Here is a 16,998-nt window from a genome sequence, read left to right as displayed (position 1 = left end):
TTACCCTTATTTGCCCGTCCGTCACTGGACGGGCTTTTTTTATTCGCTAAAAGCCTGTTCGACGCGCGCAAGCCCGTCTTCTAACGTCGCCGCCTCTCCCGTCGCAACCAGACAACAGGCCATTTGCGTTTTTAATGATTGCGGCACCGGCTCGTGGCCGGCAAGGCAGCGCTCAATCCAGCGCGCGGTGATTTCAGGATCTTTAGTCGCAGGCAGTGAAAGCGGCTCGTCGTGCGTGTCGCTCTGACGCTCATGCAGTACCTGCACGCCACGGCTATCAATCAGGCTGATTTGCGGACAGCGTTGCGGGTTGGCATAGACTTCGCCTTCGGTACCATGCATCAGCAAAGCCCGCCCGCCAATGCGGCTAAAAAAGGTCGCCACACGCGGAACATATTCAGGATGAGAAACGCTTGATAAACGCAGCGCGGCATCCTCAGCAAATGGCGTCGCCAGCTTGGCCAGTGAATGCGCGCTGTTACGCACGCCCATCCGCCAGCGCATCGCCAGCTGTTTTTCCAGCGGCGGGCAGAGCGCGCTCACCGGGATAAACACCGGCTGGCGCCCGTCCAGTTTGGCCTGCGCTTGTCCACCGTGTAGGGTGGGGATAATCCCCATCAGCTCAAATATAGTTTCCGTCAGTACGCGGGTCGGATCTTCACTGACGCCGTGTACTACGACTGGGAAGCCCAATTTATGCAGCAGGATAGCCAGCAGCGGCGTTAAATTCGCCTGTTTACGCGCGCCGTTATAGCTGGGAATAACGACCGGCAACGGCCTATCTGCGGGCGGTGTCAGTTTGATGGTATGATTCTGCATGGCCTCATAAAAGCCCAGCATTTCGGCTTCGCCTTCGCCTTTAATACGCAGCGCCATCAATATACTGCCCATTTCCAGGTCGGGGACCTCGCCATTCAGCATTCGGGTATACAAACCGTGCGCGGTATCCAGATCCAGATCGCGGGCGTGATTTTTACCTCGCCCGATCTCTTTGATGATCTTGCGATAATCCATTGAAAGCTCCTTGAAGTGTGCTCACAGCATTAACGCCGTCGGCGGCGTGCAGGTTTTGCTTTTGGTTTTACTATAACGTCTGGCACGGCAGGCTGCTCTATCGGAAAAACAGGTAAGGCATTCAGTAAACGCTGTCCGTAGTTTTTGGTCAACAAACGCTTATCATAAATGACCACTTCTCCCCGACAGGCGTGGCTACGGATCAATCGCCCTACCTGCTGAATTAAATTAAAAGACGCGCTTGGTAAACTTTGTACCTCAAACGGATAACGATTCAGACTTTTTAGCCATTCGCCTTCGGTGATCACGACCGGGCTGTCGATCGGCGGGAAGGCAATTTTATGGATATGGACCTGCGTCAGCAGCTCGCCTTTAAGATCCAGCCCTTCGGCAAAAGACTGAAGCCCAACCAGCACGCTGCGTTCGCCGCTCTCCACCCGTTTACGGTGCAGCTCTACCAGCCGGTAACGCGGCTGGTCGCCCTGGACCAGGAGGAGTAAGCGCACATCAGCGACATGCTCCAGAAAACGCTGCATCGCCCGCCCGCTGGCGAACAGTACCAGCATACCATGATGTTTTTTGCTCTCCAGTTGCTCACGAAAATAGGCTGCCATTTCGGCAATATGCTGCTCTTCGTTATCAATGGTGGGTTCGTAGCGCATTTGAGGAATCACCAGTTTCCCCTGTTCCACATGATTAAACGGCGAATCCAGCGCCACAAAGCGGTCGCCGGCTTTTTCTTTTAAGCCGCTCATTTCCTGCAGGCGCGAAAAGCTATTGAGCGAGCGCAGTGTCGCCGAGGTGACAATAATGTGCGGTACGCTGCGCCATAACAATCTTTCCAGCTGATCGCTGACGCGGATACCGACACAATGGAACCAGACGTGGAGTTGCCCTTCGCGTATTTCACGCGTCGCCCATTTGGACACCGGCGCGCCTGAAGACTGCGCCATCGAAGCCAGCCGCCATAATTTACTTTGCGCCTCGAACATTCCCAGCGCCCAGTTCATCTGTAAAATCACCCGATGCAAACGCACAATATCGTGCGACCCGGTTTTTTCGCTGAGATCGTTGAGAAAGGATTCCGCCAGCCCACGCAGCGTCTCGGTCAGCTTCGCCAGTCGCTGGCAGATTTCCATGACCTCATCAGGCAACTCACCCATTGCAAAACGGTGCTCCGCCTCCTGCGCTGCGGGCATATACAGATTAAGAATGGCATTGAGCGAGGCGATCAGTTCGTATACCTCCTCGCAATGGGCGTTAAGTCGCTCAGGATTCGCTAACGGCGGCGTGGTCTTAGGGCGAAATTGCTCCATGCTGGTCGCCACCAGTTTGCTGAACAGATCCAGTTGCAAGCGATACCAGGAGGCGGTAATTTCCGCGCTCATCTCCAGCGCATCGCGAGCGACATCGGGCAGATGATGACCTTCATCCAGTACCAACAGCAGATGCTTTGGTTCCGGCAGTACGGCTTCACTTTCCATCGCCGCCATTACCAGCGCGTGATTCGCCACCACGACTTCCGCTTCCTGTATTTCACGTCGGGCGACAAAGAATGGACATTCGCGGTAATAGTGACAGTTGCGGTTCAGACAACTGGCTTTATCGGTACTTAATCGCCGCCACAGATCGTCGTCAATAGCAATGTCGGTATGATCCCGCAGACCATCCCATTTGTAACCGTCAAGATCCCCTTTCAGCCTGGCGCAGCGCTTTTGCTCTTCCTAGTTGTTAGGCGTCAGTTCATCATCAAGAAAGGCGAGCAGATCCTGCTGCGTAGGCTCGCTACTGGCGAGCGCCGCCAGGTTTCGCGGACACACGTAACGCCCGCGGCCAAAGGCGGCGGTAAAGCGCAGATCGGGGATGATTTTTCGTAGCAGCGGCAAATCTTTGCTAAAGATCTGATCCTGTAACGCCACGTTAGCGGTACTGACCACCAGTGTTTTTTGCTCTTCCCGGGCAATGGCAATACCGGGAATAAGATAGGAGAGGGTTTTCCCGACGCCGGTCGGCGCTTCAATAGCCAGATGTCTCCCTTCTTCCCCGGCCAGCGTTCTGGCGACGTCAGCAATCATCTGCCGCTGCGGCGCACGGGGAATAAAGTCGGGAATCTGGTCCTGAAGCGCCTTATACCAGGCGGCGATTTGCGCTTTCAGCGCAGCGGTCAATGCCATGAGAAAACCTGAAGCACTGTATAAACAGCCACTATTGTGTCACATTTCAGGGGCGGGAAGTACCTTTTTTACCGGTTCTGGAAGGCGGCTCGCAACGCGATGTGTATTTTGCCGGATGACGGTGCAAGCACCTTATCCGGCCTACGTATTTGCATAGTCCGTAGGCCCGGTAAGCGTCGCGCTACCGGGCATGTTGCCGGACAAAATTTACTGGGCAGGCGTGATTCTGCGCGGGCGACGCGGCGGACGTGCTTTGTCGCCAGCGGGTTTCCCCTCGCCTGTGCGCGGTTTTGGTTTCGCCTTCGCCGCCCCGCTATCCTGACGTCGCGGCTGCTGACTGCGCCCCGCTCCCCCCTGATTTTGTCCGCGTCCACGACCGCCGCCGCCGCGCTGCTGACGACCGTTCTGAATCGGCTCCGCTTTAATCGACGGGTCCGGCTCATAGCCCGGCGTCGTAATGCGTGGGATCTCTTTTTTCAGCAACTTTTCGATATCACGCAACAGTTTATGCTCGTCAACACAGACCAGCGACAGCGCCTCGCCAGTTGCCGCCGCGCGACCGGTACGGCCAATACGGTGTACATAATCTTCCGGCACGTTCGGCAGTTCATAGTTGACCACGTGCGGCAGCTCTTCAATATCCAGACCACGCGCCGCAATATCCGTCGCCACCAGCACGCGAATATCGCCGGATTTAAAATCGGCCAGCGCGCGGGTACGTGCGCCCTGCGATTTATTACCGTGGATCGCCGCGCTGCGAATACCGTCTTTATTAAGCTGTTCCGCCAGATGGTTCGCGCCATGCTTGGTGCGGGTGAAGACCAACACCTGCTGCCAGTTGCCCTGGCCAATCATCTGCGACAACAGTTCACGTTTGCGTTTTTTATCGACAAAGTGCACGTGCTGCGTCACTTGCTCTGAGGCCGTGTTGCGGCGCGCCACTTCGATTTCCAGCGGGTTGCGCAACAGCTTTTCGGCGAGCGCTTTGATGTCGTCGGAGAACGTGGCGGAGAACAGCAGATTCTGACGCTTCGCCGGCAGTTTCGCCAGCACGCGACGAATGTCGTGAATGAAGCCCATATCCAGCATACGGTCGGCTTCATCCAGTACCAGAATCTCAATCTGATCCAGCTTCACGGCATTTTGATGTTCCAGGTCGAGCAGACGTCCCGGCGTCGCCACCAGCACATCCACGCCGCCGCGCAGTTTCATCATCTGCGGATTGATGCTTACGCCGCCAAATACCACCAGCGAGCGAATGTTGAGATATTTACTGTAATCTCTGACGTTTTCGCCAATTTGCGCCGCCAGCTCGCGGGTTGGCGTGAGGATCAACGCGCGCACCGGGCGACGACCTTTAGCATGCGGCTGATGGGTAATCAGATGCTGCAACAATGGCAGGGTAAAACCCGCCGTTTTACCGGTTCCGGTCTGGGCGCTGGCCATCAGATCGCGGCCTTCCAGCACGGCGGGAATCGCCTGTTGCTGAATAGGGGTAGGTTCACGGTAACCCTGCTCGGCAATAGCGCGCAGGATATCAGGGTTTAATCCCAGGGAATCAAAAGACATAACTACTCCGGACCGCCCCGACCGTTGCCGGTGTAGTTTTCAGGGAGATGCTCAAATTTGGAATGACAAAAACCACAATGTCATGAAGGGGCGGAGTGTAGCAGTTTTTGTGATGCGGCGCATAAATTATCCCGGAAGGTAGCAAAGACAAATTAATCGACCACACTGGACAAGTGCCATTATGAGTCATAGTCTTAATCAATCGATTGATTAAAAATTAGGGCGTGTGATGAATATTCCCACCACGACCACCAAGGGCGAGCAGGCGAAAAGTCAGCTCATTGCCGCCGCACTGGCGCAGTTTGGCGAGTATGGCCTCCATGCCACCACGCGCGATATCGCTGCGCTGGCGGGGCAAAATATTGCCGCCATTACTTACTATTTCGGCTCAAAAGAGGATTTATACCTCGCCTGCGCCCAGTGGATTGCCGATTTTCTTGGCGAAAAATTTCGCCCCCATGCTGAAAAAGCGGAGCGTCTGTTTAGCCAGCCTGCCCCTGACCGGGACGCCATACGCGAGCTCATTCTGCTCGCCTGCAAGAACATGATTATGCTGCTGACGCAGGAAGACACCGTTAACCTGAGCAAATTTATTTCACGCGAGCAGCTCTCTCCCACGTCGGCCTATCAATTGGTCCATGAACAGGTTATCGATCCGTTGCACACCCATCTGACAAGATTGGTTGCCGCTTATACCGGCTGCGACGCCAATGATACGCGCATGATTTTGCATACCCATGCCTTACTGGGAGAAGTACTGGCGTTTCGTCTCGGCAAAGAAACTATTCTGTTACGTACCGGCTGGCCGCAGTTTGATGAAGAAAAAGCGGAGCTGATTTACCAGACGGTAACCTGCCACATCGATCTTATTCTGCACGGTTTAACGCAAAGGAGTCTGGACTGATGAAAAAACCTGTCGTTATCGGACTGGCAATCGCAGCGATCGTCGCTGTGATTGCCGGTGGAACCTGGTGGTATCAAAGTCGGCAGGACGATGGGCTGACGCTATACGGTAATGTCGATATCCGTACCGTCAATATCAGCTTTCGCGTCGGCGGCAGGCTGGCGTCGCTGAATGTTGATGAAGGCGATACTATCAAAGCCGGACAGGTGCTCGGCGAACTGGATCACGCGCCATACGAAAACGCGCTAATGCAGGCGAAAGCTGGCGTGTCGGTCGCGCAGGCGCAATATGATTTGATGCTGGCAGGCTATCGCGATGAAGAGATAGCCCAGGCCGCCGCCGCCGTCAGACAGGCGCAAGCCGCTTATGACTACGCGCAAAACTTTTATAACCGTCAGCAAGGATTGTGGAAAAGCCGCACCATTTCCGCTAACGATCTGGAAAACGCCCGCTCATCGCGCGATCAGGCGCAGGCGACGCTGAAGTCCGCGCAGGATAAACTGAGCCAGTACCGTACCGGTAATCGTGAACAGGATATCGCCCAGGCGAAAGCCAGCCTGGAACAGGCAAAGGCCCAACTGGCGCAAGCGCAGCTTGATTTGCAGGACACCACGCTTATCGCGCCTGCCAACGGAACCTTGCTCACCCGCGCGGTCGAGCCTGGCAGTATGCTGAACGCCGGCAGCACGGTATTAACACTCTCGCTGACCCGCCCCGTCTGGGTGCGCGCCTATGTCGATGAACGCAACCTCAGTCAGACGCAACCGGGGCGCGACATTCTGTTGTATACCGATGGACGTCCTGACAAACCTTACCACGGCAAGATTGGTTTCGTTTCCCCCACCGCGGAATTTACGCCGAAAACCGTCGAAACGCCGGATCTGCGTACCGATCTCGTCTATCGCCTGCGCATTATCGTCACCGATGCGGACGATGCGTTACGCCAGGGGATGCCAGTCACGGTGAAATTTAATGACGAGGCACGGCATGAGTGAGGCCGTTATTACGCTGAACGGTCTGACGAAGCGCTTTGCGGGAATGGATAAACCCGCCGTCGCGCCGCTCGACTGTACCATTCATTCCGGTTATGTCACCGGGCTGGTAGGGCCGGACGGCGCAGGAAAAACCACGCTGATGCGTATGCTGGCGGGCCTGCTCAAAGCCGATGGCGGCAGCGCGTCCGTATTGGGCTTCGACCCGATACAAAACGACAGCGAGCTGCACGCGGTTCTGGGCTATATGCCGCAGAAATTCGGTCTGTATGAAGATCTTACCGTCATGGAGAACCTTAATCTCTATGCCGATTTACGCAGCGTTACCGGCGAGATACGGGAAAAGACCTTTGCCCGTTTGTTGGAATTTACCGCCCTCGGCCCTTTCACTGGCCGTCTGGCGGGGAAATTGTCCGGCGGGATGAAGCAAAAACTGGGGCTGGCCTGTACGCTGGTCGGCGAACCGAAAGTGCTGCTGTTGGATGAACCGGGCGTTGGCGTTGACCCGATTTCACGGCGCGAGTTGTGGCAAATGGTCCACGAACTGGCGGGCGACGGGATGCTGATTTTATGGAGTACCTCCTATCTGGATGAAGCCGAACAGTGTCGCGATGTGCTGCTGATGAATGAAGGAGAGCTGCTCTATCAGGGCGAACCTAAAGCGCTGACGCAAACGATGGCCGGGCGTAGCTTTCTGATGAGCAGTCCACAGGAAAACAACCGTAAGTTACTACAGAGAGCGCTCAGACTGCCGCAGGTGAGCGACGGCATGATTCAGGGACGTTCGGTACGCCTGATCCTGAAAAAAGAGGCGACCGCAGCAGATATTCGTCAGGCCGAAGGAATGCCGGAAATCACCCTCAATGAGACCGCGCCGCGTTTCGAAGATGCGTTTATCGATCTGCTTGGCGGAGCGGGAACCTCGGAGTCTCCGCTGGGTTCAATCCTGCATACGGTTGAAGGCACTGCCGGCGAAACGGTGATTGAAGCGCAGGAACTGACGAAAAAATTTGGCGATTTCGCGGCCACGGACCATGTTAATTTCGTCGTACAGCGCGGCGAGATTTTTGGCCTGCTCGGCCCGAACGGCGCGGGTAAATCAACCACCTTTAAAATGATGTGCGGCCTGCTGGTGCCGACGTCCGGCAAGGCGCTGGTGCTGGATATGGACCTGAAAGTCAGCTCCGGCAAAGCCCGTCAGCATCTGGGCTATATGGCGCAAAAATTTTCGCTTTACGGCAACCTGACGGTTGAGCAGAACCTGCGTTTTTTCTCCGGCGTCTACGGTTTGCGGGGCCGCGCGCAAAATGAAAAAATTCAGCGCATGAGTGAAGCGTTTGGTCTGAAAAGCATCGCGTCGCATCCCACCGATGCGCTGCCGCTGGGCTTTAAACAGCGACTGGCGCTGGCCTGCTCGCTGATGCACGAACCGGATATTTTATTCCTTGATGAACCAACGTCCGGGGTTGATCCCCTCACCCGTCGTGAATTTTGGCTGCACATTAATAGCATGGTGGAAAAAGGGGTCACGGTAATGGTGACGACCCACTTTATGGATGAGGCGGAATATTGCGATCGCATCGGACTGGTTTATCGCGGGAAGCTTATCGCCAGCGGTACGCCGGACGATCTCAAAGCGCAGGCCGCCGATGAGCAACAGGCCGATCCAACGATGGAGCAGGCCTTTATCACTCTCATCAATGACTGGGATAAGGAGCATACGCATGAGTAAGTCTCTCTCCTGGCGCCGCGTGCGTGCGTTGTGCATCAAAGAGACGCGCCAGATCGTGCGCGATCCCAGTAGCTGGCTGATTGCGGTGGTGATCCCGCTGCTGTTGCTGTTTATTTTTGGTTACGGCATTAACCTCGACTCCAGCAAACTGCGGGTGGGAATTCTGCTTGAACAACAAAGCCAGGAGGCGCTGGATTTCACTCATGCGATGACCGGTTCACCCTATATCGACGCGACCATTAGCGATAACCGCCATGAATTAATTGAAAAAATGCAGGCCGGACGCATTCGCGGACTGGTGGTGATTCCGGTGGATTTCGCGCAGCAAATGGCGCGCGACGGTGACAGCGCGCCGATTCAGGTGATTACCGACGGCAGCGAGCCAAACACCGCCAACTTCGTTCAGGGTTATGTTGAAGGCATCTGGCAAATCTGGCAACAGCAGCGGGCGGAAGATCGCGGCGACACCTTTGAACCGCTCATCGACGTCCAGACGCGCTACTGGTTTAACCCGGCGGCGATCAGTCAGCATTTTATTATTCCCGGGGCGGTGACCATTATCATGACGGTAATTGGCGCAATCCTCACCTCGCTGGTCGTTGCCCGCGAATGGGAGCGCGGCACGATGGAGGCGCTGCTCTCAACCGAAGTGACGCGTGTTGAACTGCTGCTGTGTAAGCTTATTCCCTATTACTTTCTCGGTATGCTGGCGATGCTGCTCTGTATGCTGGTATCGGTGTTTATTCTCGGCGTGCCGTATCGCGGTTCGCTGGTGATTCTGTTTATCATCACCAGTCTGTTTTTACTGAGTACGCTGGGGATGGGGCTGTTGATTTCCACTATCACTCGCAACCAGTTTAACGCCGCGCAGGTGGCGCTGAACGCCGCGTTTTTGCCCTCGATTATGCTGTCCGGATTTATCTTCCAGATAGACAGTATGCCTGCGGTGATCCGCGCGGTGACCTATATTATTCCGGCGCGCTATTTTGTCAGCACCCTACAAAGTCTGTTTCTGGCCGGCAATATTCCGGTCGTGTTAGGCGTTAACGTACTGTTTTTAATCGCCTCGGCGGTGATGTTTATTGGCCTGACGTGGCTAAAAACCAAACGACGGCTGGATTAACTATGTGTATGGATAATTGTCGTCGTAGGCCGGATAAGGCGTTCACGCCGCCATCCGGTATTATGCCTGATACGCTTTGCTTATCAGGCCTGCAAACTGGACTGAGAGGACGGGCATGTTTCATCGTTTATGGACGTTAATTCGCAAAGAACTGCAATCGCTTTTACGCGAACCGCAAACGCGCGCGATCCTGATTCTGCCGGTGCTGATTCAGGTCATCCTGTTTCCGTTCGCCGCGACGCTTGAAGTCACTAACGCGACTATCGCCATCTATAACGAAGATAACGGCAAACATTCGGTAGAACTTACCCAGCGCTTTGCCCGCGCGAAAGCGTTTACCCATGTGCTATTGCTGAACAGTCCGCAGGAGATCCAGCCGACTATCGATACGCAAAAAGCGCTGCTGCTGGTACGCTTCCCGGCGGATTTCTCGCGGAATCTGGATACCTTCCAGCCTGCGCCGATGCAACTCATTCTTGATGGACGTAACTCCAACAGCGCGCAAATTGCCGCCAATTATCTGCAACAGATCGTCAAGGAGTATCAGCAGACACTGATGTACGGCAAGCCAAAGCCCAACAATAGCGAACTGGTGGTACGCAACTGGTATAACCCGAATCTGGACTACAAGTGGTTTGTGGTGCCCTCGCTGATCGCCATGATCACCACTATCGGCGTGATGATCGTCACTTCGCTGTCCGTCGCCCGCGAGCGTGAACAAGGCACTCTGGATCAGCTGCTGGTCTCTCCGCTCACCACCTGGCAGATTTTCGTCGGCAAAGCGGTGCCGGCTCTGATTGTCGCGACCTTCCAGGCCACGATAGTGCTAGCTATCGGCATTTGGGCATACCAAATTCCCTTCGCCGGTTCGTTAGCGCTGTTTTATTTCACGATGGTGATTTACGGGCTGTCGCTGGTAGGCTTTGGCTTGCTGATATCATCGCTTTGCGCCACGCAACAGCAGGCGTTTATCGGCGTCTTTGTCTTTATGATGCCGGCGATTTTGCTCTCGGGTTATGTCTCGCCGGTGGAAAATATGCCGGTCTGGCTGCAAAACCTGACGTGGATAAATCCTATCCGCCACTTTACTGATATTACCAAGCAAATTTATCTTAAGGATGCGAGTCTGGGAATTGTCTGGGGAAGTTTGTGGCCGCTACTGGTAATAGCGGCCACCACGGGTTCAGCGGCGTATGCGATGTTTAGACGCAAAGTGATGTAGCTTTTTATCTTTCGCCAGTAGCGAGACCACGGCGGGCCCGGCCAGGATAGCCAGCCCCGCCAGCGCCAGCAAGACATTGTTTTGCAATACGCGGGATAGCAGCCAGAGGACAATCAGCGCGGTGCCGAAGTACCAGGTGGTAGTCAGCTCTTCCAGCACATCCGCCACATCGCGCCAGCGTTGCTCATGATGGCGCTGCAACGCCAGCATCAGCAGTACCGTCACGCCATAAAGCACGCATAATCCCAGGCCGACGCGCACTAATGTGCCGCTCATCCAGCCTATTACCAGCATCGCCACTACCAGTAAATGCAACATAATCTGCCAACAACCGAGGCCGGTTGCGACACGAACGCGTTGTTGCCACTTCATGGCTTTTCTCCTGAAGCATTTTTCTCTCATTATTCAGAGTACCGAACTTTACGGAAAATTCCGTAAGACCGCATCTTTTTGTGACGACGACTACACTATTTCAATCAGGATAGTGACGCGGACAGGAAGAAAATGACTCAACACACGCGAAATTTTTCATTCAAAGTGCTCACAATTAATACGCACAAAGGTTTTACCGCCTTTAATAAACGCTTCATCCTGCCGGAGCTACGCGACGCCGTCAGAACGGTCGGCGCCGATATCGTCTGTCTGCAAGAAGTAATGGGCGCGCATGAAGTACATCCGCTGCATATCGAAAACTGGCCGGACACTACCCACTATGAATTTTTGGCCGACACCATGTGGAGCGATTTCGCCTATGGCCGCAATGCGGTCTATCCGGAAGGCCACCACGGTAACGCGGTTCTTTCTCGCTATCCCATTGAACATTATGAAAATCGCGACGTCTCGGTCGGCGGTAGCGAAAAACGCGGCGTGCTCTATTGCCGCATTACGCCGCCCATGCTCAACCGCCCTATCCACGTCATGTGCGTACATCTCGGCCTGCGGGAGAGCCACCGCCAGGCGCAGTTAACCATGCTGGCGGGATGGGTGAATGCCTTGCCGGAATCAGAACCGGTGCTGGTGGCCGGAGACTTTAATGACTGGCGGCAAAAGGCCGGCCCGCCGTTAAACGCGGCCGGGCTGGAGGAGATATTCACCCGTGCCCATGGCCGACCGGCGCGCACATTCCCGGTGAGTATGCCGCTGCTGCGACTCGATCGTATTTACGTCAAGAATGCGAACGCCAGTTCTCCTACGGCGCTGCCGCTGCGGAACTGGCGACATTTATCAGACCATGCCCCCCTTAGCGCGGAGATCCATCTATGAAATGCGGCTGGCGTGAAGGTAATCAAATTCAGCTACTGGAAAACGGCGACCAGTTCTATCCTGCCGTGTTTGAGGCTATCGCTCAGGCACAGCAAAAAATCATTCTGGAAACCTTTATCTTGTTTGAAGATGAGGTGGGTAAAAAACTCCATGCCGCTCTGCTAAAAGCCGCACAGCGCGGCGTAAAAGCCGAAGTATTACTCGACGGCTACGGCTCTCCCGATCTCAGCGACGCGTTTGTCGGCGAACTGACCTCAGCGGGCGTGATTTTTCGCTATTACGACCCCCGCCCGCGTCTACTGGGGTTGCGAACCAATATCTTCCGCCGAATGCACCGCAAAATTGTGGTGATTGATGATCGTATTGCCTTTGTCGGCGGCATTAACTACTCCGCCGAACATATGTCGGATTACGGCCCGCAGGCGAAACAAGACTACGCGGTACGGGTCGAAGGGCCTGTCGTGGCCGATATCCTGCAATTCGAAGTCGAGAATCTGCCGGGGCAAAGCCCCGCGCGCCGCTGGTGGAAACGCCATCATCAGGCCGAAGAAAACCGCCACCCCGGCGAAGCGCAGGCGCTGTTTGTCTGGCGAGATAACGAAGAGCACCGCGACGATATCGAACGTCATTATCTGAAAATGCTGACCCAGGCAAAGCGTGAAGTGATTATAGCTAACGCCTATTTTTTCCCCGGCTATCGCTTGCTCCACGCAATGCGTAAAGCCGCCCGCCGTGGCGTGAGCGTAAAACTGATTGTCCAGGGGGAACCAGACATGCCGATAGTCAAAGTCGGCGCGCGGTTGCTCTATAACTATCTGGTGAAGGGCGGCGTGCAGGTTTATGAATACCGACGACGTCCGCTGCATGGCAAAGTGGCGCTGATGGACGATCACTGGGCCACGGTAGGGTCGAGTAATCTCGATCCGCTCAGCCTGTCGCTTAACCTTGAAGCTAACCTGATCATTCACGATCGTACTTTTAACCAGACCCTGCGCGATAACTTACAAGGCATCATCGTGAACGATTGTAAGCAGGTCGATGAGTCTATGCTGCCGAAACGCACCTAGTGGAACCTGACCAAAAGCGTGCTGGCGTTCCACTTTTTACGTCATTTCCCGGCGCTGGTCGGCTGGCTACCTGCGCATACCCCGCATCTGGCGCAGGTTCCCCCGCCTGCCCAGCCAGAAATGGAAACCCAGGATCGCGTTGATCCAGAAAATACAGGAGTGAAGCCCTAATGGCTAAATCGCATCCGCGCTGGCGGCTGGCTAAAAAAGTGCTGACCTGGCTGTTTTTTATTGCGGTCGTCGTTCTGCTGGTGGTTTATGCTAAAAAGGTCGACTGGGGCGATGTCTGGACCGTCATCCGCGACTATAACCGCACGGCGCTTTTAAGCGCTGTAGGACTGGTGATCGTAAGCTATCTTCTGTACGGCTGCTACGACCTGCTTGGACGGCTTTATTGCGGCCATAAGCTGGCGAAGCGACAGGTGATGTTGGTATCGTTCGTCTGCTATGCCTTTAACCTGACGCTCAGCACCTGGGTCGGCGGGATCGGGATGCGTTACCGACTATACTCTCGCCTCGGGTTGCCCGGCAGTACTATTACGCGCATTTTCTCACTCAGCATTACCACTAACTGGCTGGGCTATATTCTGCTTGGCGGCATCATTTTTACCTTCGGCATTGTCCAGCTTCCCGACCACTGGTATATCGATGAAGGCACGCTACGTATTCTCGGTATCGTTTTATTGTTGATTATCGCGGTCTATCTGTGGTTTTGCGCCTTTGCAAAGCGGCGGCATATGACGATTAAAGGGCAGAAACTGGTGCTGCCGTCATGGAAATTCGCGCTGGCGCAGATGGCGATCTCCAGCGCGAACTGGATGGCGATGGGCGCCATCATCTGGCTGCTGATGGGTCAGGATGTGAACTATTTCTTTGTGCTGGGCGTACTGCTGGTGAGCAGTATCGCGGGCGTCATCGTGCATATTCCGGCAGGCATCGGCGTGCTGGAGGCCGTATTCCTTGCGTTGCTGGCGGGCGAACATACGTCGCAAGGCACGATTATCGCCGCCCTGCTCGCATACCGCGTGCTTTACTATTTTATTCCCCTGTTGCTGGCGCTGGTGTGCTATCTGATCCTGGAGAGCCGGGCGAAGAAGCTGCGGGCGAAAAACGAGCGGGCGATGGCGAAATAAATTTAAGCAGACGCGTTTTCGCTTTCCAGCACAACGCGTTTTATCCGGTAAAAATAAACATATGCTGAGAAAAAAGACGTATTCATCTGTAAGCGGGAAAAAAGCAGCAATGACCAGCTAAACAGCAGCAGGAGCACTTCGTGAAACTCGCCCATGAATACTGATGACAGGGTACAGAACGTTGCCAACGTAACGGAAATAATGACCAGTAATAGCGCATAGCGGTAAATAATAACCCCGCTCATTCTTCCTTTAAGCAGGAGCTGATTTGACGGGGTAAGAAAAGCGATATAGCCCACGGCCAGGAAGAAGACCAGCTCCAGATGCTTTTTATTGTGCAGCTCAAACTGCGCAATAACCATGTTTATACTGACGATCCATGTCATGGTCATCATGATCGCCGTAAGCCCAATAACGCCTCCGTGAGGAATACCTTGTTCATACCAGTTTTTTTTGTAGTGGCTGGCCGGATACACAGGTAACTTAATTTCTGGCGGGATCAACTGCCCTTTTTTCACCAGCTCCGCCAGTGTTTTTCCTGTTAGCCACGTCATCAGGTTCATGGGCTTATCATTTCCTTGTCTGTGAGGTGAGATATTCTTGTAATGCAACTCGCACTAATCGACGCCCCAGGCAGAAACGAATCATCATCGTAAACGTTTCGCCATTCATCACCCAGCGGCAAAGCACAACCATAATAATCGCGATAACAAGATCACTCTTTAGTTCGCTATTTTGATGGCACAACACGTCAAATAATCCAGTACCGCAGAGCATAATATTTAACAAAAACAGTAAAACGCAGAGGCGCAACCCCAGAATAAAACCTTTGGCAATAAGCCATACCTCAGCCATAACACATAGCATCATACCTATAGCACTGCCAAAATAAATGATTATATTTAGCGGCCAATACAGGATAAACTTATCGAAAGCAAAATGCGCACTACACACACCTCCCACAAGAAGCATAAAACTAAACGCGCAAACAGGCGCAGGATTGGGTAATGAATGTTCCCATGACAATCCGGTAATGAAATGAGAAATCAGCGCTGGCGGGCATTTCTTATTAAAATCCTCGCCGCCATTTTTAATGGCGCGAGTGACGTCTTTAGCTTCACAAAACGCTAACCAAAATTGTTTGCCACATAATTTACTCATTATACCCATCATCACCAACCTGAATAAAAAACCTGCAACGCCTACGACCTGAAAGATAATAGTATTTCCAGAATCATCAAAATGATATAACGACACAGCGTAACCACAGCATTAATAATACCAAGGTAAAGCGTCAGCGCGCCAAATAAAGCGCAACGAGGCAGGGATGAAAACTCGCTGTGGTATAACATGCGGGCATAACCATGAAGTGTCGATTTTTCTAGTGCTGTAATCAATGTCCATACCAATACCGTCAGCATACTGACTATCCAGACCATAGTGCTACTGGCCACCAGGCTATTGACAACTATCGCAGCGATGATCCCGCTTACCGCCATGAAGATTAACGGCCTGAATAGACCAGAACTGATATTCAGGTAGAAAATAAATAAGGCATTAAGACTAAACATGATTCCAACAATCACGAAAATGGTCGCGCCACTTGAGAAAAGGTAAGCTAATGACACGCCGGTAAGCGTAATGATGGCAATATATATCAACGTTGCGACAACAGTGCCAAAGCGGGAAAGACAGGTAACGGCCCCATACCCCAGACCAAGCAAAAGTGCTGATATCCACAAAACAACAACAGGTTGAACGTGGGTTATCAAAAAATGAGTATACAACGTTAACCATATAATGCCGGCGGTACACCATAGTCCCAACGCAGTATACCAATAGGTAAGGGATAACATTGTCGCGGGAATAAATGCTATTTGCCGTATACGTATTGCAGCCAGAGGTCCCACTTGTCATTTATCACTCTTCACATGATCACGTGATAAGAATGGCAAGCGCAGGAAAACATTTCTAAGATATTTATGCTGTTTCGCCCTAAATATAGTCCTAAAAAAATCCTGGCGCAAGGCCAGGATTTTAAGAGATCGCTATAATTAGCGGCGATTACCAAAAATACGCAGTAACATCAGGAACAGGTTGATAAAGTCCAGGTACAGCGTTAACGCGCCGAGAATCGAATATTTACGCAGATTAGCGCTATCGCGGGTATCTATTTGCTCGCCGATATTTTTCAGTTTCTGCGTGTCATAGGCGGTCAGACCGACAAACACCACCACCCCGATATAGGTTACCGCCCACATCAGCGCTTCACTCTTCAGCCAGAAATTGACCAGCGACGCCAGAACGATACCAATAAGCGCCATAAACAGCATGTTGCCGAAACCGCTAAGATCGCGTTTAGTGGTGTACCCGTACAGGCTCATGGCGCCAAACATTCCCCCCGTCACCACAAACGTGCTGGCGATAGAGGAGTAGGTGTAAACGATAAAAATACTGGATAACGTCAATCCGGTTAGCGCCGAATAGAGCATAAACAGCGTCGTCGCCATTCCGGCGCTAAGTTTATGCACCAGTCCCGACAGAACAAACACCAGCGCAAGCTGGGCAATAATTAAGCCAAAGAAGGTGATCTTACTGGAAAAGACAAACATCATGACGGCTGGCGTATTAGCCGCATACCACGCGATAAACGCGGTCAGTAACAGTCCGACCGTCATCCAGCCATACACTTGCGCCATATAGGTCTGCAGGCCGGATCGCGCCTGCACTATTGAATCAGATCGTGGAAATCTGTCCATGATGAACTCCTGTGTGGAAATGATACCCTAAAGCGTATCACATTCT

14 protein-coding genes and 2 pseudogenes are annotated in these 16,998 nt (G+C 53.4%); 8 read left to right on the top strand and 8 right to left on the bottom strand.

Annotation, left to right across the window (positions count from 1 at the left end):
* Positions 1-39: 39 nt before the first annotated feature.
* The 3 genes and pseudogenes from ybiB to rhlE all read right to left on the bottom strand — a co-directional run bounded on the left by ybiB (position 40) and on the right by rhlE (position 4,757).
* The gene (gene ybiB, locus ACLJRU_RS13035) at positions 40-1,014 is read right to left on the bottom strand and encodes a DNA-binding protein YbiB (protein WP_001539558.1); all 975 of its coding nucleotides are present in this window, start codon (positions 1,012-1,014) and stop codon (positions 40-42) included.
* Positions 1,015-1,043: 29 nt separating this feature from the next.
* Positions 1,044-3,188: pseudogene (gene dinG, locus ACLJRU_RS13030) on the bottom strand (ATP-dependent DNA helicase DinG).
* Positions 3,189-3,395: 207 nt separating this feature from the next.
* Positions 3,396-4,757, bottom strand: a complete 1,362-nt coding sequence (gene rhlE, locus ACLJRU_RS13025; protein WP_000007065.1) for an ATP-dependent RNA helicase RhlE — start codon at positions 4,755-4,757, stop codon at positions 3,396-3,398.
* 229 nt (positions 4,758-4,986) lie between these two features.
* On the opposite strand from rhlE, the gene cecR reads away from it, so the two are divergent.
* The 5 genes from cecR to ACLJRU_RS13000 all read left to right on the top strand — a co-directional run bounded on the left by cecR (position 4,987) and on the right by ACLJRU_RS13000 (position 10,730).
* Complete coding sequence (gene cecR, locus ACLJRU_RS13020; RefSeq protein WP_001025254.1) at positions 4,987-5,661, top strand: transcriptional regulator CecR; 675 nt, start codon at positions 4,987-4,989, stop codon at positions 5,659-5,661.
* Positions 5,661-6,656 carry a secretion protein HlyD gene (gene hlyD / locus ACLJRU_RS13015; protein WP_000743436.1) on the top strand — a complete coding sequence of 332 codons (996 nt, stop codon included), beginning with the start codon at positions 5,661-5,663 and terminating at the stop codon, positions 6,654-6,656. Before cecR ends, hlyD begins: the two co-directional genes overlap by 1 nt.
* Positions 6,649-8,385, top strand: coding sequence for an ATP-binding cassette domain-containing protein (locus ACLJRU_RS13010; protein WP_001287623.1), 1,737 nt, complete (start codon positions 6,649-6,651; stop codon positions 8,383-8,385). Before hlyD ends, ACLJRU_RS13010 begins: the two co-directional genes overlap by 8 nt.
* Positions 8,378-9,508 carry an ABC transporter permease gene (locus ACLJRU_RS13005; protein WP_038393960.1) on the top strand — a complete coding sequence of 377 codons (1,131 nt, stop codon included), beginning with the start codon at positions 8,378-8,380 and terminating at the stop codon, positions 9,506-9,508. Before ACLJRU_RS13010 ends, ACLJRU_RS13005 begins: the two co-directional genes overlap by 8 nt.
* A 115-nt stretch (positions 9,509-9,623) precedes the next feature.
* Complete coding sequence (locus ACLJRU_RS13000; RefSeq protein ID WP_001539552.1) at positions 9,624-10,730, top strand: ABC transporter permease; 1,107 nt, start codon at positions 9,624-9,626, stop codon at positions 10,728-10,730.
* Here ACLJRU_RS13000 and ACLJRU_RS12995 read toward each other — a convergent pair.
* A complete protein-coding gene (locus ACLJRU_RS12995; protein WP_000871970.1) occupies positions 10,692-11,102 on the bottom strand; it encodes a YbhQ family protein in 411 nt (136 codons plus the stop codon). The genes ACLJRU_RS13000 and ACLJRU_RS12995 overlap by 39 nt on opposite strands.
* Before the next feature lie 132 nt (positions 11,103-11,234).
* Here ACLJRU_RS12995 and ACLJRU_RS12990 point away from each other — a divergent pair, with 132 nt between their 5' ends.
* The 3 genes and pseudogenes from ACLJRU_RS12990 to ACLJRU_RS12980 all read left to right on the top strand — a co-directional run bounded on the left by ACLJRU_RS12990 (position 11,235) and on the right by ACLJRU_RS12980 (position 14,193).
* Positions 11,235-11,993 carry an endonuclease/exonuclease/phosphatase family protein gene (locus ACLJRU_RS12990; RefSeq protein ID WP_000192039.1) on the top strand — a complete coding sequence of 253 codons (759 nt, stop codon included), beginning with the start codon at positions 11,235-11,237 and terminating at the stop codon, positions 11,991-11,993.
* A pseudogene (gene clsB / locus ACLJRU_RS12985) lies at positions 11,990-13,231 on the top strand (cardiolipin synthase ClsB). The gene ACLJRU_RS12990 and the pseudogene clsB overlap by 4 nt, the downstream one beginning before the upstream one ends.
* A complete protein-coding gene (locus ACLJRU_RS12980; protein WP_001129817.1) occupies positions 13,231-14,193 on the top strand; it encodes a YbhN family protein in 963 nt (320 codons plus the stop codon). Before clsB ends, ACLJRU_RS12980 begins: the two are co-directional and overlap by 1 nt.
* A 2-nt stretch (positions 14,194-14,195) precedes the next feature.
* Here ACLJRU_RS12980 and ACLJRU_RS12975 read toward each other — a convergent pair whose 3' ends face one another.
* The 4 genes from ACLJRU_RS12975 to ACLJRU_RS12960 form a co-directional block, all read right to left on the bottom strand.
* Positions 14,196-14,756 carry a membrane protein gene (locus ACLJRU_RS12975; protein ID WP_001052198.1) on the bottom strand — a complete coding sequence of 187 codons (561 nt, stop codon included), beginning with the start codon at positions 14,754-14,756 and terminating at the stop codon, positions 14,196-14,198.
* A 7-nt stretch (positions 14,757-14,763) separates the two neighbouring features.
* Entirely contained in the window at positions 14,764-15,372 is a 609-nt protein-coding gene (locus ACLJRU_RS12970; protein ID WP_077906302.1) for a hypothetical protein, read from the bottom strand.
* Positions 15,373-15,395: 23 nt separating this feature from the next.
* Positions 15,396-16,103, bottom strand: coding sequence for a Bax inhibitor-1 family protein (locus ACLJRU_RS12965; RefSeq protein WP_000529061.1), 708 nt, complete (start codon positions 16,101-16,103; stop codon positions 15,396-15,398).
* Between the two features lie 144 nt (positions 16,104-16,247).
* Positions 16,248-16,952 carry a Bax inhibitor-1 family protein gene (locus ACLJRU_RS12960; protein WP_000373611.1) on the bottom strand — a complete coding sequence of 235 codons (705 nt, stop codon included), beginning with the start codon at positions 16,950-16,952 and terminating at the stop codon, positions 16,248-16,250.
* Positions 16,953-16,998: the final 46 nt, after the last annotated feature.

It is taken from the genome of Salmonella sp. SAL00653, from assembly GCF_046552515.1.
Lineage (GTDB): Bacteria > Pseudomonadota > Gammaproteobacteria > Enterobacterales > Enterobacteriaceae > Salmonella > Salmonella enterica.
This window is presented reverse-complemented; position numbering and strand designations above follow the sequence as displayed.

Excerpts from the sequence above, each read along its gene's own strand:
- ACLJRU_RS12995 (WP_000871970.1), bottom strand. The coding sequence starts at position 11,102 with ATGAAGTGGCAACAACGCGTTCGTGTCGCAACCGGCCTCGGTTGTTGG.
- ACLJRU_RS12960 (WP_000373611.1), bottom strand. The coding sequence starts at position 16,952 with ATGGACAGATTTCCACGATCTGATTCAATAGTGCAGGCGCGATCCGGC.
- ACLJRU_RS13010 (WP_001287623.1), top strand. The coding sequence starts at position 6,649 with ATGAGTGAGGCCGTTATTACGCTGAACGGTCTGACGAAGCGCTTTGCG.
- rhlE (WP_000007065.1), bottom strand. The coding sequence starts at position 4,757 with ATGTCTTTTGATTCCCTGGGATTAAACCCTGATATCCTGCGCGCTATT.
- hlyD (WP_000743436.1), top strand. The coding sequence starts at position 5,661 with ATGAAAAAACCTGTCGTTATCGGACTGGCAATCGCAGCGATCGTCGCT.
- ACLJRU_RS12975 (WP_001052198.1), bottom strand. The coding sequence starts at position 14,756 with ATGAACCTGATGACGTGGCTAACAGGAAAAACACTGGCGGAGCTGGTG.
- ACLJRU_RS13005 (WP_038393960.1), top strand. The coding sequence starts at position 8,378 with ATGAGTAAGTCTCTCTCCTGGCGCCGCGTGCGTGCGTTGTGCATCAAA.
- ACLJRU_RS12980 (WP_001129817.1), top strand. The coding sequence starts at position 13,231 with ATGGCTAAATCGCATCCGCGCTGGCGGCTGGCTAAAAAAGTGCTGACC.
- cecR (WP_001025254.1), top strand. The coding sequence starts at position 4,987 with ATGAATATTCCCACCACGACCACCAAGGGCGAGCAGGCGAAAAGTCAG.
- ACLJRU_RS12990 (WP_000192039.1), top strand. The coding sequence starts at position 11,235 with ATGACTCAACACACGCGAAATTTTTCATTCAAAGTGCTCACAATTAAT.
- ybiB (WP_001539558.1), bottom strand. The coding sequence starts at position 1,014 with ATGGATTATCGCAAGATCATCAAAGAGATCGGGCGAGGTAAAAATCAC.
- ACLJRU_RS13000 (WP_001539552.1), top strand. The coding sequence starts at position 9,624 with ATGTTTCATCGTTTATGGACGTTAATTCGCAAAGAACTGCAATCGCTT.